Origin of the sequence: Alishewanella sp. d11 (assembly GCF_049390205.1) — a bacterium.
Taxonomy (GTDB): Bacteria; Pseudomonadota; Gammaproteobacteria; order Enterobacterales; family Alteromonadaceae; genus Alishewanella.
This window is the reverse complement of the sequence record NZ_CP186547.1, coordinates 2,714,125-2,728,872: the sequence shown is the minus strand read 5'-3', so window position 1 is coordinate 2,728,872 and position 14,748 is coordinate 2,714,125. Positions and strand designations below refer to the sequence as shown.

The following is a 14,748-nucleotide window of genomic DNA, read 5'->3' as shown; positions in this document are numbered from 1 at the left end:
AACAGCTACAGCTTTATTAAGCAGACTAACTATTTTACGGTTCAAAAGAACTCAGTAAACTGAGTAGAGACTTCCTCATACAACAAAAACAGCGCTGAGCCAATTAATAAAAATGATGCTAGCTTGTTGATATATAACTTTAATTGATACATTTTTTGGGTATGCCTCACCCAGACACCCAACCTTAAAATAAACTGATAAACCGGTAAACTCACCAAGGTAAAAATGCCGGCTAATAGCACACAATAATAAGCGGGATGCCACTCTGCTTGCGCAGGTATCAGCGTGTTAGCAGAAATAGCGACTGCCCAGCCCTTTACGTTTAACCATTGAAATAACTCAGCTTCATGGTAAGTCATCGGCTTGTCATGGGCTATATAACGCTTATCAGCAGCGTGTAACACCTGTAACACATACCAAATTAAAAAAATGATGGCCGCGATATGCGCTATGACCGCAACATAAGGCAACCACATACCCAGATTAGTAATGCCGATGCCAACCAATAGAATTTTTAATGGATAAGCAAAGCAGATCCCGTAATAGTGAGGTAAGCTGCGCCTAACGCCAAAATTCATGCCCGACAAAAACAGCATGATGTTATTCGGTCCAGGACTTAAACAAGCAGATAATGAAAAAAGCGTGGCAATGATAATCCATTCCAACATAGGGTATATCCAAAACCGTTTCTGATAATACAGCCATGCGGTCGCGAAGCGACAATAACGGTCAATACCATAACATTGTTTTAGGTAAGATCTTGTTGAAGAATTTATGAACCACCTAAGCTAGGTCAAATTAATAGGTGAAAAAAGACAATAATGTATAATGAACGCTACTATGCCAATCGATAAAACTTTTAGCCATTATTCTGCGTATTAAAGGCTTTTACTAACAGAAAGTGATTATGAATACCACATCTCAAAAAGACGTTATTGTGATTACTGGCGCCGGTCAGCGCGTTGGTTTGTATTGTGCGACTCAACTGCTTAAGCATGGCTATCAGGTAGTAGTAAGTTACCGCAAACACTCACCGGGTATCGCCGCACTGCAAGAGGCGGGTGCGCATTGTATTCAAGCTGACTTTAGCTCCTTGACCGATATGGCTGGCTTTGTTGAAGCGCTATCGGTGTATCCTACCCTACGGGCCATTATCCATAACGCATCCAGCTGGCAGGCAGATTTACCCTTAGCCCCTGCTAGCTCTTCGACTAATCTGTTAAATCAATTAGCACAAGATGCCGCGGTATTTGATGCCATGCAGCATATTCATGCTCGGGCACCCTATCTATTAAATCGCGCGTTGTTACCCCAACTTAGCGGCAGTTCAACAGCAGATATTATTCACCTTACCGACTTTGTCGCGGCCGTTGGCAGCAGTAAGCACCAAGCCTATGCTGCATCGAAAGCTGCGCTGGAAAACCTGACATTGTCACTTTCGCGCAAACTCGCCCCCAAAATTAAAGTGAATGCCATTGCGCCAGCGCTATTAATGTTTAATGAAGGTGACGATGCGGCTTATCGGGAAAAGGCGCTGGCAAAATCGTTGATGGCGATTGAACCTGGTCCGGATGAGGTGTGGCAAAGCATTTTGTATTTACTGAACAGCCGTTATATTACCGGCCGCATTTTGGCATTGGATGGTGGTAGGCATTTAAACTTGCCTTAATAAATAAGAGCCGCCTCAGTCTCCAAAGTACTGCACACTTTCTCACTCTTTCCACAACATTGAGGTGGAGCGTTTCTTTAATCAGTTAAGCCTATCTTTAGGTAGGCTTAACATTTATACTGATTTGCACTTAAGCTAATATCATTTAAAGTGTAAACAGAAAGATGGCAAATAGTACTGTAGACAAAATTATTGACCTTGCAGAAATACAAGTTCGGGCAGGCGGCTATAACTCCTTTAGTTTTCGTGAAATATCCAAGGTAATTGGCATTAAAAGTGCCAGTATTCATTATCATTTTCCAACAAAAACCGACTTAGGCGTTGCGGTGGCAACCCGTTATACCGAACGCTTTATCGATTTATTACAAGCGCTAAGCCAGCATAAACTTCAATCCACTGAGCGCTTATCAGAGTATATTAATCTGTTTAGACAGGCGGCGACACGCGATAAAAAAATGTGCTTATGTGGTCAACTCGCGAGCGAATCTGACGTGTTACCCGAGCCAATTAAGTTAGCCACTAAACGTTTTTTTGATAGCAATCTGGCTTGGTTAACTACCGAGGTGTTTGTTAATGCAGGCTTAGATCTTCACACTGCTCAACAAAGGGCGGCATGGTTACTGGCAACCATGGAAGGTGCGTTATTAATGAGTAAAGTATTAGATCATGCCGAGATCTTTGATAGCATCAGTACGGATTTACCTCGCCTGCTAAGTAGCAATCCGGTTTAAATACCTTAACGCTATAACGCCTCGAAGCGAGCGGAGAGGCGTTGCAAATTACTGGTTTGTGTCAGCCAATACGCCCGCAAAACTTCGCTATTGCGCATGTGCACCTACGCTAAATCCCATATACGCTTAATCAGGCAAATGACCGGTTTTTACCAAAATAATGGTTTCTTCCTCAACATAAGGATGATGCTGGCTTAAATGCGGACTTCTTAGCCAAGTCAGTGCCGGATAAGCACCGTGTTCGTCTTTAAAAGTTCCTTGTAACACTAAGATCTCTTCACCACCAAAATGTCGATGCGGTTTGAATATTTCTTTCGCTGGCCAACGAACTAAAGCGGTATGCTCAGTAGCAAAACTATGCAGCGGCATCACTGAAAGCCCACCTTGTCCAGGCAACCAAGCTGTAGTCGCCGTGTTAATTCGCACAATTTTATTATCACCCGGCGCAAACTGATGCAGTTTCACAAATAACACGCAGCCAGTTTCACTAAAAGGACTGTGAGAGGTACCGGGCGGGTTACGCAAATAACTCCCGGCAGCATAATCACCCGTTTCATCGCTAAATACGCCATCCAGTACCAGAATCTCTTCCCCTCTCGGATGCGCATGTTCAGCAAAGTGAGAGCCAGCTTCGTACTTAACTATACTGGTGGCATGACCTGACTCCACATTTTCTCTGGCCAAGGGCTTACGCCATACGCCAGCCATCGGACTTGGCTGCCAAGCTTGCTCAGCCGAGTGCATCACCACCCGCTTTGCAAAATTCATATTTAACATAGTCTTAACCTCAAAAATTGGCATGCAGCATTAACGACGGACTTACGCTAGCGTAAGCAAGTTAATTACGACGGCGTTAGCGACTTAGCTTAAACAATGCCGCAATTGTCTTTAATAAGGCAGTAAAGCCACACTTAATCAAAATACCTATAGGTAGGTAAGCAAAACTATACTACCAAAACCTAGCCAGATCAACAAAACTACCTACCAGTAGATATCTTAATTAGCCAGCACTACGTCATATCAACGGCATCGATTAAATTAATCGATAAGGTCAATTCATTTTATTCACAATAAACTATTAGGGGTTTCCTATACTATTTGAATTGTTACTCAACTAAGACAGCGCAGCATTAGGCTGCTGGCTTAACTAAACCCTTTTATCCTTTTAAAAGCAAAATGGAGCTTGGGTTTAAGTAGTAACAATCCGAGCTTTTATCAGAAGGTTTTGAAGGAGACCGACATGACTCAACAACGATTTAAAAAAACATTACTGGCAGGTATGGTGGGCTTATTAATTGCCTCAGGCGCGGCAATGGCAGACAAAGGCGCTGAAATTAGCAAACCACAAGGCGCTATGGGCTCTGGCAACGCAGCTGTTGGTGCGATCAGAAATAACCAATTTTGGTGGCCTAATCAACTGGATTTATCTCCGCTGCGCGCCCACGATGACCGTTCAAATCCTTATGGTCCTGATTTCGACTACGGTAAAGCCTTTAGCCAGCTTGATTTACAGCAGGTAAAACAAGATATCGATAAGCTTTTAACCACCTCTCAAGATTGGTGGCCAGCCGACTTTGGCAACTATGGTCCGTTTTTTATCCGAATGACGTGGCACAGCGCCGGGACCTACCGCACGCTAGATGGTCGTGGCGGTGCCGGTGGTGGCCAGCAACGTTTTGACCCACTCAACAGCTGGCCAGATAATGCTAACCTTGATAAAGCCCGTCGCCTTTTATGGCCGATTAAGCAAAAATACGGTGAAGCTCTATCTTGGTCAGATTTAATTGTCTTAGCGGGTAACGTCGCATTAGAAAATATGGGGTTTCAAACCTATGGCTTTGCCGGTGGCCGCGCTGATGATTGGGAACCGGATTTAGTCTACTGGGGTCCAGAAGTCGAAATGCTGGCGAGCGATCGGGAAGATGTTGATGGTAAATTGCAGCGCCCGCTGGGTGCCACTCACATGGGTTTAATTTATGTAAATCCTGAAGGCCCACGCGGTGTACCAGATCCAGTAGGTTCAGCGAAAAATATTCGCGTTGCCTTTGGCCGTATGGCGATGAACGATGAGGAAACCGTAGCCTTAATTGCTGGTGGCCATACCTTTGGTAAGATGCATGGTGCGCACAAACCTGCAGACTGTTTAGAAGCCGAGCCAGGTGCAGCAGGTCTGGAAGAACAAGGCTTAGGCTGGAAAAACAACTGTGGTAAAGGTCATTCGGAAGATACCATTACCAGTGGTTTAGAAGGCGCGTGGACACAAGCTCCTACTCGTTGGACGACTTTGTATTTAAGCAATCTGCTTAACTTTGACTGGCAGCAAACGCGCAGCCCAGCCGGTGCTATTCAGTGGATCCCAACCGATGCAGCCCTGCATACTTCGGTACCGGATGCGCATGTTAAAGGTAAATTTAATCCGCCGGTGATGACCACTGCCGATTTAGCCCTAAAATACGATCCAGAGTATCGCAAAATTGCCGAGCGCTTTTTAGCCAACCCTGAAGAATACCGTTTAGCCTTTGCGAAAGCTTGGTACAAACTAACACACCGCGATATGGGGCCGACACGTAATTTCTTAGGCGCGGAAGTACCAAAAGATATCCTGATTTGGCAAGATCCGATTGATGAAAGTACACAATCGACTATTAATGATCGCGATGTGAACACGTTAAAAACTCGGATCTTAGCGTCAGGTTTAACCGTACCAGAGCTGGTGCGCGTAGCCTGGGCTGCAGCAGCAAGCTATCGTGATTCCGATATGCGTGGTGGTGCCAACGGTGCTCGTATTGCGCTGGCGCCACAAAAAGATTGGGCTGTTAACAATCCAGCCGAAACGGCTAAGGTGTTAGCGGTGCTGCAAGGCATTCAAGCTGACTTTAACAAGAGCAGAAGAAAGGTATCACTTGCAGATCTGATCGTGTTGGGCGGTACTGCTGCAGTGGAAAAAGCCGCTAAAGATGCTGGCTTCCCAGTAAAAGTGCCCTTTAACCCAGGCCGTGGTGATGCAACACAAGCGCAAACTGATGTAGAGTCTTTTGGTTTGTTAGAACTGACAGCCGATGGTTTTAGAAACTATTTTGATGCTAACAACAGCTATAAGTCGCCAACAGAGATGTTAGTCGACAAAGCGGATCAGTTAGATCTAACAGTACCGGAAATGACCGTGTTAGTTGGTGGTTTACGTGCGCTGGATGCTAACTATCAAGGCGCCAAGCACGGTGTCTTTACCGACAAACCAGGCACCTTAAATAACGATTTCTTCGTTAATTTACTGGATATGTCGACCGTATGGCGTAAAGCCGCAACGGAAGGACTGTATGAAGGCTTTGATCGTCAGACAGGTACGAAGAAATGGTCTGCTACCTCTGTTGACTTAGTGTTTGGCTCCAATTCCGAGTTACGTGCCATTGCTGAGGTGTATGCCTTTGACACGTCGAAAAAGAAATTCGTCGAGGACTTTGTTAAAGCCTGGACCAAAGTCATGGAACTGGATCGCTAAGCACAGTAATACAGTAACCTTTATCGCAAAGGGCCTTTCGGCCCTTTTTTCTTGCTGCAAAAGAAAAATCTGGAAAAGCCTTGGTACTTTCTGTCTGGTTGCCCGTATCAGTAATAAATAACGAGCAACAATAAGGAAAAGCAGTGAAACGACTTCTCTTAACACTAGGCACACTTATGCTGGCTGGCTGCTCAGTGTTTGGGCATACCGGTGTTGAAAACGCCCCTTACACCCTGCTTAAAGCCGATGAGCAACAACGGATTGAAGTACGGCGTTACGATACTATGGTCTTAGTTTCCACCAGCATGGCGGGAGATGGCCGCAATAGCGCCTTTAGAAAGTTATTCCGTTATATCAGTGGTGACAACGAAGGTGCAACGCCTATTGCGATGACGGCACCGGTGTTTATGGACAATAGCAATGCGATGGCACAAGGCACCAAAATTGCCATGACCGCGCCAGTGTTTATAAGTAATCAGCAAGAAAACGCCATGATGTCTTTTGTGATGCCAAAAGACTTTACACTACAAACCACGCCCAAACCCACCGATCCCGATGTCGTGGTCAGTGAAATAACAAACTATACCGTGGCTGCCATCCAATTTAGCGGCACCCTGAGTAAACGCAATGTGGCCAAACAAAGCAAATTACTGCAAGACTGGCTAAGCGCAAACGGCTATACCGCAGCTGGCGCACCAATTGAAGCTGGCTATAATGGGCCACTTACCTTACCGATGCTTCGGCGCAATGAAATCCTGATTGAGCTGGAAGTAGCAAGTCGCGCTAGCTTAGCACCCTAAAAAATTGTGCATTCGCTGGCAGGCCTAAAGTAACACTCCTATCGATAAAGCGCTGATAAGACACAATTGCCCTAGACGAGTTAGTGAATAGTGGTTACCTAGAAATGTATCAATTAAAAATGCCGCCAACTTGGCGGCATTATCTATGTATACTCGGGAAAACCAGCAATATTTCCCCGTATCTTTTCGCGTTATTTCGCGCGTGGTTTCGCCTTGGCTTTTGCTTTCGGCTGTTGATTTTTTTGCAGGTCAATAGTGGTTTCAGTGGCTTTATTAGAACGCCCTGTCAGTACCTTGCGTGAGATGGTTTTTAGCAAAGAGCCACGATTACTGACTTCAAAACCCGGTTTCACTACCCGCTTGATACTGCTACCAATCAGCTTTTGAATTCGCTCTAAGGTTTGCTCTTCTTCGCGACTGACAAAAGAAATGGCATTACCCGAGGCGCCAGCACGACCGGTACGACCGATCCGATGCACATAATCTTCCGGCAAATACGGCAGATTAAAGTTAACCACATAGTCCAAGCCCTGAATATCTAAACCGCGAGCGGCAACTTCAGTGGCAATTAACACCTGTAATTTTGCCGATTTAAAATCGGCGATAGCGCGCCGACGTGTACCTTGGCTTTTATCGCCATGACACACCGCGGCATTCACTTTGTTTTTTTGCAGATCGGCTAACAAACGGTCGGCTTGCTCTTTGGTACTGGTAAACACCAACACTTGAAACCAATTGTGCTCAGCGAGTAATTGTTCAAACAACTCGATTTTACGGCTTTCTTCAACCGGATACACCACATGATTGACCGTATCAGCCGTACTGTTGGTTTTGGCGACACGAATTTGCTGATGGTTTTTCAAGATCTTATGCGATAACTCGTTCACTGCTGGTGAGGTCGTCGCCGAGAACAGCATAGTCTGACGTGAATCAGCAGTCATTTGCAGCAGCTTTAACACATCAGTACTAAAGCCCATATCCAGCATACGATCGGCTTCATCCAGCACCACAAACTCGACGTCGCTTAAAATCACGTTACCCAGTGCCATATGCTCTAGCAAGCGGCCCGGTGTACTGATCACCAGATCAACACCCGCTGTCAGTTTATTGGCTTGACCACCCATTTTTACCCCACCGTACAGCGCGGTAACACTAATCGGCAAAAACTGCGCATACGCCGTTATGGCATTGGCGATTTGTTCGGCTAACTCGCGGGTTGGCGTAAGAATTAACGCTCTTGGACGACGTTCGGTGGTAGCTTTGGGTTTATCCAGCATGCGCTGTAAAACAGGAATCGCGAAAGCGGCTGTTTTACCGGTACCGGTTTGCGCGGTAACTTGTAAATCTTTACCGCGACGGGCCGGCACTATGGCTTGGGCTTGTACCGGTGTCATTTCACTGTAACCGCATGCCAGCAAGGCGCGTTGTAAATCAGGTGCTAAATCTAACGATGAAAATTGCATATAGGTTCCTCTGCAATGTAACTGTATGAGGACCTCGCGATGCACAAAGCTGGCAAAACGTTAAATCCTAATCTGTTGCTGTGTTTAATGCTAAGCGTTACTCAGCGTTCTCAAGATCAAAATCGAGTTCGTTGCGTGGTGCAAACTTAGACGCCTTGGCCAGGATCTCCAGATAAAACTGCGGATAGTCCTGTGCTACTGCTGCATCAATATGTTTATTAATTTCCGAGTTAAAGATTTTAACAGCAGTTTCTGCAGATGCACCAAACCGACAATCAAACGCCCAGTAATCTTGCCCTGCAGGCAAGGCTTTACCGCGCTCGCGTCTTAAATATTTTTTAATATCATGCTTAATCGCATCTACTAAGCGCGCGGTATTCAGTTTTGGGTGGGTTAACGCGAATGTTTTTTTCATTAAAATTCCTACAGGTGTACACTAAGCGTAAACAAGGTACGCTTCTAGCCGCGTATTCTACATGGATCTGCCACAGATAACTGCCACTATCTGCTATTTCAGTGTAAATCATTACCCTTTTGCGCATAAAGCGGCGTTTAGGCTAGCGTGGGTCAGTAAACTTTCCTGTTAACCGCATTAAAAACTCTTCTTTATTATAGTCTCAATACAGATCGCTACAGACAATCCCATTTGCAGATTGCACACAACCCGTAAGGTCGTTAAGCCGTTCAAAAAAATAACAGCCGCAACATCGAATATTAACTTGATCAATTAGATTACACGTGTAATAGTTTAAGTATTACAACAGTAATCAAGGGTAATAATATGACTGATATTAGTAATGCTGAACTGGTGGTAATGCAGGTTTTATGGCAAACCCCAAACTTAAGCGCTAATGAAGTGGTAGCAGCATTAGATAACGCCACAGAATGGCACGAAAAAACCGTAAAAACCCTGTTAAACCGCCTAGTAGCGAAAAAGGCGCTAGGCTTTGAAAAAGACGGAAGAGCTTATCTTTATTACCCCTTGATCGCCAAGCAAGATTATCAACAGCAGCAAAGCCGCAGCTTTGTTGAACGTTTATTTGCCGGCAGAATTACCCCGTTGGTTGCTGGGTTTGCTAAGCAAAATAAATTAAATGCCGATGACGTTGCTCAACTAAAACAGCTAATCGCGCATTGGGAACAAGAACAGGAGCAAAAACATGATTAACACGCTGTTAGAAACAAGTCTGCCCCTGTCTGTTTTACTTGCGGCACTGCTGCTGATACAACGAACTTTAGTATCACAACTGGGTGCGGTTAATCTTTATGCCTTATGGTTGGCGGTACCCGTGTTTTTGTTGGTTAAACTGGCGGCTGCAGTAGCGTCACATAGTGGTTTTCAGGGCACTATTGACTATTTTACTGTGTCGTTACCAGCTATTACTGTGCCAGAACAGCTCAATGGTTGGTTACAATCATCTTTCTGGTTAACGTCCATCTGGGTAACCGGCATGGTTGTTTGTATCACGGCGCTGGGGGTTAGCTATATGCTTAGCCGAGTTACGTTTTATCGAGCCACACCAGTTAGCATAAGAGGCTTTTCTGGTTGCCGGCAAGCCCATGATCAAAGCGGGCCTTGGATCACCGGCTTTCGCTCACCCAAGGTGTTGCTACCAAATGACTTTTTTACTCGCTTTGATCCTACCCAACAACAACTGATCCTGCAGCACGAGCTTACACATTGGCGCCGTGGCGACTTACATCTAAATTATCTAGCCTTGGGTCTAGTCAGTATTTTTTGGTTTAACCCTTTGGTTTGGCTGGCCTATCGTTATTACCGCCAAGCTCAGGAACTGGCTTGCGATGCAGTGGTTACTCGCAATGCAGGTAAGTCAGAAAGAATTGCTTATGGTTATGCCTTACTAAGCAACACACAGCAGTCACCACAATTTTGGTGGCCGCTTACTCACCATTACGGAGATTTTAACACGATGAAACAACGTATTATTCAGCTTCAGCGGCAGCATGGCTTTAGTAAAACGATATTACTGAGCACTATGGCTTTGGTGGTTGCCGGCACACTCTTATTGCAACAACCACTCTTAGCCGATGGCGCTAAATCTGCAGCCCCCAAACCGGTGATGCGTATTGAACCGCGCTATCCAATTCAAGCTGCACAGCAAAGCATTGACGGTTATGTCCAGCTAAAATTCGATATTGATGCCCATGGCAAGGTGAGCAATGTTCGTGTTGTCAAATCGTCTCCTGAGCAAGTATTCGACAAAGAAGCGATTCGCGCTCTGGAGCAATGGACATATTCTGCAACGGGCGTTACACATAAGGATCAACTAGTTCAGCTAGAGTTCGCATTAGATTTAGAGCAATACGATCTGGAACGCGTAAAAGTAACACCGTCTGTAGGCAAAGGCTCTCACTAAGCCTAAAAAGCCGCAGGATTAAAACACTGAACGCTTTAAAAGTGCAATAAGGCAGCGTTTTGCGCAGCGTCTTCAATGACGCTGCGTTATTGCATTTTCTGGTAGCCGGCCATTACCCTTGATAACAAGGCGAAACTGCTATTTCAAAATTACATCAGCGTAAAAACAACAATACTAGGGGTATGGTTAACATCGCAAACAGGGTTTGTGCGGTAATGATCGCTGCCATCAAAGGCGCATCGCCGCCTAACTGCCGAGCCAAGATGTAAGCAGAAGTTGCCGTGGGCATAGCCGCAAAAATAATTAGTACCTGAGAGGCCAATAGCGAGAGTTGCAACCCATACGCCACGCCCCAGGCAACCAGCGGGAACAACAAAAGTTTAATGCCTGCTGAGATATAAAGTACCCGGCCGGATGTGCGAAGCGCACTAAGATCAAGCGCCGCGCCCACCGACAATAAGCCCAAAGGCAAGGCCATTTGCCCAAGCAAGCCAAGCGTAACAGCCAGCGTTGTGGGCAAACCGCCTAACTGATTTAACACAACGCCCGCAACACAAGCGAGAATCAGCGGGTTAGTGGCTAACGCCTTGAGCGTGGGTCTTAGGTTTGCTTGCAGACCTTTTTCACTGGCAAACACCAACACACACAAGATATTCAAAATAGGGATCATCACCGCCACGATAATAGCGGCAACCACTAACCCCGCTGTCGATAACAGCGCCGAGGTCGTCGCAAGCGCCACAAAGCTATTAAAGCGCATACTGCCTTGATAAAAAGAGGTATAAGCTGCAAAACCCGCTTGTAATGGCTTTTTTAACAAGAAACACAGGCTGCTCATAAGCGCCAGCAATAATAAGATCGCCAGCACAATACGCACAGTCTCGGTGCCAGAGAGACTGGCCTGACTCAGGCTATTAATCAGTAAGGCGGGAAAAAGCAGATAATAGGTCAAGCGCTCAGCCGGTGCCCAAAAGCCTTCGCCGGGAAAACCCTTACGACGGGCAAAGAAACCTATCATCAGTAACGTAAACACTGGCACTAGGGCCAAAATTATCTGCAGCATCTATTTTCCTATCGCCAGCAATAAGCATGGCACTGCAAGAACGGTTAAACATTATTACAATTTTTAACTTTAATACTGCACTAAGCTGCGCCATGATAATACACCTAGCTACATAATGATCGCTGCACTTTGGGCAATATTATTTTAAAAGGAAAACGGCATGGCAATTGATACCACAGGCGTAAAACTAGAGGACAGGCCCATTGCGCAGGTCAGGGAAGAGGTGATTGACCAGCTTATTATGAACTACAGCCATGGCATTATTTCAGAACAAGCCTTTGAACGACGGCTGGATATTGCCACCAATTCTGATGATCACCTACTTTTAGCCGAGCAGGTTGCCGATTTAAGCTTATTACCTGATGCCAAATACCGAGCGATGTGGGCACAGAGCTTTAACGCCACAGCACAGCCTAATCAGGCTCAACACAGCGCATACCATGAGGCTAACCGCGCTGCCAATTCCGATCCCAGCAAAGGGGAACGCATACTTTCAGTGTTAAGCAGCGATGAACGCACAGGCCCTTGGCGGGTTCCAGCGCAACTGACGATTATCAATGCCCTGTCGTCAGTAGAGCTCGATTTTTCAGAAGCGCTCTTTGAGCAACAGCAGGTGACCGTGCGCACGGCTAACTGGCTTGGCAGCATTAGCATTTTAGTGCCCGAGCATGTGGCTGTGATTAGTGACATTAATAATATTGCAGCGTCTAGTAGCAACAATGTAAGTTGCGATGGGCTAACCGGTCAGAAAACCCATGTTATCCGGATCGAAGGTTACTCGGTGTTAGGCTCGCTCAGTGTTAGCATAAAACGCAGTTTAAAAGAACGTTTTAGTCTTTTCGCCAAATCCGTTCGTACTGCGATTGGACTAAAGTGATATCGCCGTAAAAGCGTTTTGCTTTACGTGGAACACAGCGTTTATTTTAATAACAACTGTCGCATTAGTGTGCTTTCTATTTTTAAAACCCTTTTTTATTATTAGCTTAAAATAACTGACTGAAACAAGTTGATATGATGCAGATAGGCGAAGTCGAACCGATTAGGAGTGTTCCCTATATTCGTGCTGTGTATATTTCAAACTGTACATAAACAACGAACAACTTGTGTGGCTATACTGCCGAGACTATTCGATTATGTTGGGATAAGCTTGCTGATAATTCCGCAATACCTTTGGCAGTTTTTCGAAAGTGTTTAAGATGGCTTTTAACGCTACAGAATGACTTAAAAAACGTGGTAAGCGACCTGCCGGATCTGCTTGTCCTTGATAAGCAATATGTAATTGTCCCTCAGGTAATGGCGTTAACGTCCATTGTCCTGAGACATACTGCATTCGAACGTAGCCTTGGTTTTCTGCATAGTGCTGCCCCATGTCTGTAACATCTAATGTGAGTACTTTCGTTTTAAGGTCTTGCTCCCAAACCGAACGCGTAATTATATCCCGAGGCGATACTGGCCACACCGCCTTAAACTGGGTATGCACGATATGCGTATGTTGATTAGGTTTTGCCAATACCGTTGCATTTCAAACATCGAACCTCATTTAAGGGCTAATTTTATGCACAGCTTCGGCTAAACGTGTTACGCATTGTTCAACTTCATTGATACCGCTGGCAATAACTTCAATATTGGCTTTGCTGTTTTGCGAGATCTCAGAAATTGTCGCAATTTCTTTATCCATATTATCAATTAACGTTCGGTTTTTTTGCACCACATTTGAGATCTCGGCTGTCGCGCTAGCACTGCGCCCAGCTAAGGTTCTCACTTCATCAGCAACAACAGCAAAACCTCTGCCGGATTCACCGGCTCGAGCCGCTTCGATAGCAGCGTTAAGTGCCAACAAATTGGTTTGTTCTGCAATCGCTCTTATTGTTGTAACAATCTCATTGATATCTCTAGATTGTTGCAACAGCATATTGCCGACTTGCGAGGCAGAATGAATTTTTGCCACTATACTTTCTGAAGTCTCAATTGCAAGGTCTAAGGTGTTTAACGACGTTTTGGTAATAGAAGTTGTTTCTTCTGAAGTCACTTTTGCTAATTGCACCGCCTCAATGGCGGCATTAATCCTGGCCGTAATATCTGAAGCAAATTTAATTATGCGATACACCTTACCGTTTTCATCTCGCAGCGGATTATAAGTTGCCTGAATCCAGATGCTTTCCCCTCTGGAATTCACTCTTTTGAAACGCCCAGAGCTAAATTTCCCTGTCGCCAAGTCGCGCCAAAAGTTGGGGTTATCTTTATAAAAAGCTTCCTCGCAAAACATCCGGTGATGCTTCCCTTGAATTTGCTCTAAAGTATACCCCACGGTTTGCGTAAAGTTATCGTTTGCAGTAATGATGGTTCCGTCGGGTTCAAACTCAATTACCGCAAAAGATCTATCTAAAGCACTGATCAGCGCGTCTTTATGGGCTTTTTCGCTCTCTGGCACAGTTTCAACCGCAATCATTTGAATAGTGTCAATAGTGCCTTGTCCGTTGTAAACAGGCACAAACTGGCAATTTAGCAAACTTGGTTGTTTTTGATTGTTAGTAAAATAAAGTGCTGCGGACAGCTCCCTTACAGCAGAAAAGTTTTGCCAAAAAGCGGAGGGCAACGCCTCTTTCGATTTACTATGTAGTAAATGACTTAGTGATTTGCCTTGTATGTCAAGCAGCGGCTTACCCAGTAATTGCAGAAATCTTGGACTCACTTCCTCAACAGTACCTTTTGCTGATATTACAATCAACAAGCTCTGCTCAAGTAAAGCATTATAGCGCTTAGCAAGCGCCTGATAAGGGTCTGCTTGTTCAGCATTGACATCTTTCTCACTCTTATCTTTAAAGATTGAAAACATGTTGATTATTCCTTTAAACAAAGCACTTATGACGGAAAATATACCTATATTGAGAGTAATCTAGTTTTTCTACAACACAAGTTAAATGCACAAAAAACACGCAGCACGAAAAGAGGCAATAGGTGTTTTATGAGCATTACTTCTTAATAAAGATACTATCTGTAAGCGCATTAAATCTGTAAAACAAGCTTACGTTTTAATACAAACGTCAACTTTGTACACTTTTTCGACGAAATTGGTAGTGTTTCGGGGAATTTAAGCAAAATATTTCGTTTTTCATTTACTTCAGTTCAATTAGGATTACACTGA

Annotated in this window: 13 protein-coding genes and 2 pseudogenes; 7 read left to right on the top strand and 8 right to left on the bottom strand. The window is 44.9% G+C overall.

From position 1 onward, the window contains the following. Positions 1-41: 41 nt before the first annotated feature. Positions 42-668 carry a LysE family translocator gene (locus ACO1PK_RS12460; protein ID WP_423185935.1) on the bottom strand — a complete coding sequence of 209 codons (627 nt, stop codon included), beginning with the start codon at positions 666-668 and terminating at the stop codon, positions 42-44. 239 nt (positions 669-907) lie between these two features. Here ACO1PK_RS12460 and folM point away from each other — a divergent pair, with 239 nt between their 5' ends. Both folM and ACO1PK_RS12450 read left to right on the top strand, forming a co-directional pair. Further along, positions 908-1,669: a dihydromonapterin reductase gene (gene folM / locus ACO1PK_RS12455; protein ID WP_423185934.1), complete on the top strand. Its 762-nt coding sequence runs from the start codon at positions 908-910 to the stop codon at positions 1,667-1,669. Positions 1,670-1,833: 164 nt separating this feature from the next. Continuing rightward, a complete protein-coding gene (locus tag ACO1PK_RS12450; protein WP_423185933.1) occupies positions 1,834-2,400 on the top strand; it encodes a TetR/AcrR family transcriptional regulator in 567 nt (188 codons plus the stop codon). Between the two features lie 126 nt (positions 2,401-2,526). Here ACO1PK_RS12450 and ACO1PK_RS12445 read toward each other — a convergent pair whose 3' ends face one another. Next, on the bottom strand, positions 2,527-3,177 hold the full coding sequence (locus ACO1PK_RS12445; RefSeq protein ID WP_423185932.1) for a cupin domain-containing protein: 651 nt from the start codon (positions 3,175-3,177) through the stop codon (positions 2,527-2,529). Between the two features lie 502 nt (positions 3,178-3,679). On the opposite strand from ACO1PK_RS12445, the gene katG reads away from it, so the two are divergent. Together katG and ACO1PK_RS12435 are read left to right on the top strand one after the other, a co-directional pair. Beyond that, positions 3,680-5,899, top strand: a complete 2,220-nt coding sequence (gene katG / locus ACO1PK_RS12440; RefSeq protein WP_423188217.1) for a catalase/peroxidase HPI — start codon at positions 3,680-3,682, stop codon at positions 5,897-5,899. Between the two features lie 143 nt (positions 5,900-6,042). Further along, complete coding sequence (locus ACO1PK_RS12435) at positions 6,043-6,699, top strand: SOUL family heme-binding protein (RefSeq protein WP_423185931.1); 657 nt, start codon at positions 6,043-6,045, stop codon at positions 6,697-6,699. Between the two features lie 191 nt (positions 6,700-6,890). On the opposite strand, the gene ACO1PK_RS12430 is transcribed toward ACO1PK_RS12435, so the two are convergent. Beyond that, positions 6,891-8,162, bottom strand: a complete 1,272-nt coding sequence (locus ACO1PK_RS12430) for a DEAD/DEAH box helicase (protein ID WP_423185930.1) — start codon at positions 8,160-8,162, stop codon at positions 6,891-6,893. A 97-nt stretch (positions 8,163-8,259) separates the two neighbouring features. Next, positions 8,260-8,577, bottom strand: a complete 318-nt coding sequence (locus ACO1PK_RS12425) for a DUF6172 family protein (protein ID WP_423185929.1) — start codon at positions 8,575-8,577, stop codon at positions 8,260-8,262. Between the two features lie 366 nt (positions 8,578-8,943). Between ACO1PK_RS12425 and ACO1PK_RS12420 the strand changes: the two genes are divergently transcribed. Beyond that, positions 8,944-9,330, top strand: a complete 387-nt coding sequence (locus ACO1PK_RS12420) for a BlaI/MecI/CopY family transcriptional regulator (protein WP_423185928.1) — start codon at positions 8,944-8,946, stop codon at positions 9,328-9,330. Then, complete coding sequence (locus ACO1PK_RS12415; RefSeq protein WP_423185927.1) at positions 9,323-10,540, top strand: TonB family protein; 1,218 nt, start codon at positions 9,323-9,325, stop codon at positions 10,538-10,540. The genes ACO1PK_RS12420 and ACO1PK_RS12415 overlap by 8 nt, the downstream gene beginning before the upstream one ends. Before the next feature lie 154 nt (positions 10,541-10,694). Here ACO1PK_RS12415 and ACO1PK_RS12410 read toward each other — a convergent pair whose 3' ends face one another. Next, on the bottom strand, positions 10,695-11,603 hold the full coding sequence (locus tag ACO1PK_RS12410) for an AEC family transporter (protein WP_423185926.1): 909 nt from the start codon (positions 11,601-11,603) through the stop codon (positions 10,695-10,697). A gap of 160 nt (positions 11,604-11,763) precedes the next feature. On the opposite strand from ACO1PK_RS12410, the gene ACO1PK_RS12405 reads away from it, so the two are divergent. Then, positions 11,764-12,480, top strand: coding sequence for a LiaF domain-containing protein (locus tag ACO1PK_RS12405; protein ID WP_423185925.1), 717 nt, complete (start codon positions 11,764-11,766; stop codon positions 12,478-12,480). 246 nt (positions 12,481-12,726) lie between these two features. Here ACO1PK_RS12405 and ACO1PK_RS12400 read toward each other — a convergent pair whose 3' ends face one another. The 3 genes and pseudogenes from ACO1PK_RS12400 to ACO1PK_RS12390 all read right to left on the bottom strand — a co-directional run. Continuing rightward, entirely contained in the window at positions 12,727-13,113 is a 387-nt protein-coding gene (locus ACO1PK_RS12400) for an START domain-containing protein (protein WP_423185924.1), read from the bottom strand. 30 nt (positions 13,114-13,143) lie between these two features. Next, positions 13,144-13,488 (bottom strand): annotated as a pseudogene (locus ACO1PK_RS12395) (methyl-accepting chemotaxis protein); the annotation flags it as partial. A 180-nt stretch (positions 13,489-13,668) separates the two neighbouring features. Then, positions 13,669-14,439, bottom strand: a pseudogene (locus ACO1PK_RS12390) (PAS domain S-box protein); the annotation flags it as partial. Between the last annotated feature and the right edge of the window lie 309 nt (positions 14,440-14,748).

Bases quoted from the DNA above. Each gene is read 5' to 3' on its own strand.
- ACO1PK_RS12425 (WP_423185929.1), bottom strand. From the start codon at position 8,577: ATGAAAAAAACATTCGCGTTAACCCACCCAAAACTGAATACCGCGCGC.
- folM (WP_423185934.1), top strand. From the start codon at position 908: ATGAATACCACATCTCAAAAAGACGTTATTGTGATTACTGGCGCCGGT.
- ACO1PK_RS12415 (WP_423185927.1), top strand. From the start codon at position 9,323: ATGATTAACACGCTGTTAGAAACAAGTCTGCCCCTGTCTGTTTTACTT.
- ACO1PK_RS12410 (WP_423185926.1), bottom strand. From the start codon at position 11,603: ATGCTGCAGATAATTTTGGCCCTAGTGCCAGTGTTTACGTTACTGATG.
- ACO1PK_RS12445 (WP_423185932.1), bottom strand. From the start codon at position 3,177: ATGTTAAATATGAATTTTGCAAAGCGGGTGGTGATGCACTCGGCTGAG.
- katG (WP_423188217.1), top strand. From the start codon at position 3,680: ATGGTGGGCTTATTAATTGCCTCAGGCGCGGCAATGGCAGACAAAGGC.
- ACO1PK_RS12450 (WP_423185933.1), top strand. From the start codon at position 1,834: ATGGCAAATAGTACTGTAGACAAAATTATTGACCTTGCAGAAATACAA.
- ACO1PK_RS12405 (WP_423185925.1), top strand. From the start codon at position 11,764: ATGGCAATTGATACCACAGGCGTAAAACTAGAGGACAGGCCCATTGCG.
- ACO1PK_RS12420 (WP_423185928.1), top strand. From the start codon at position 8,944: ATGACTGATATTAGTAATGCTGAACTGGTGGTAATGCAGGTTTTATGG.
- ACO1PK_RS12460 (WP_423185935.1), bottom strand. From the start codon at position 668: ATGTTGGAATGGATTATCATTGCCACGCTTTTTTCATTATCTGCTTGT.
- ACO1PK_RS12430 (WP_423185930.1), bottom strand. From the start codon at position 8,162: ATGCAATTTTCATCGTTAGATTTAGCACCTGATTTACAACGCGCCTTG.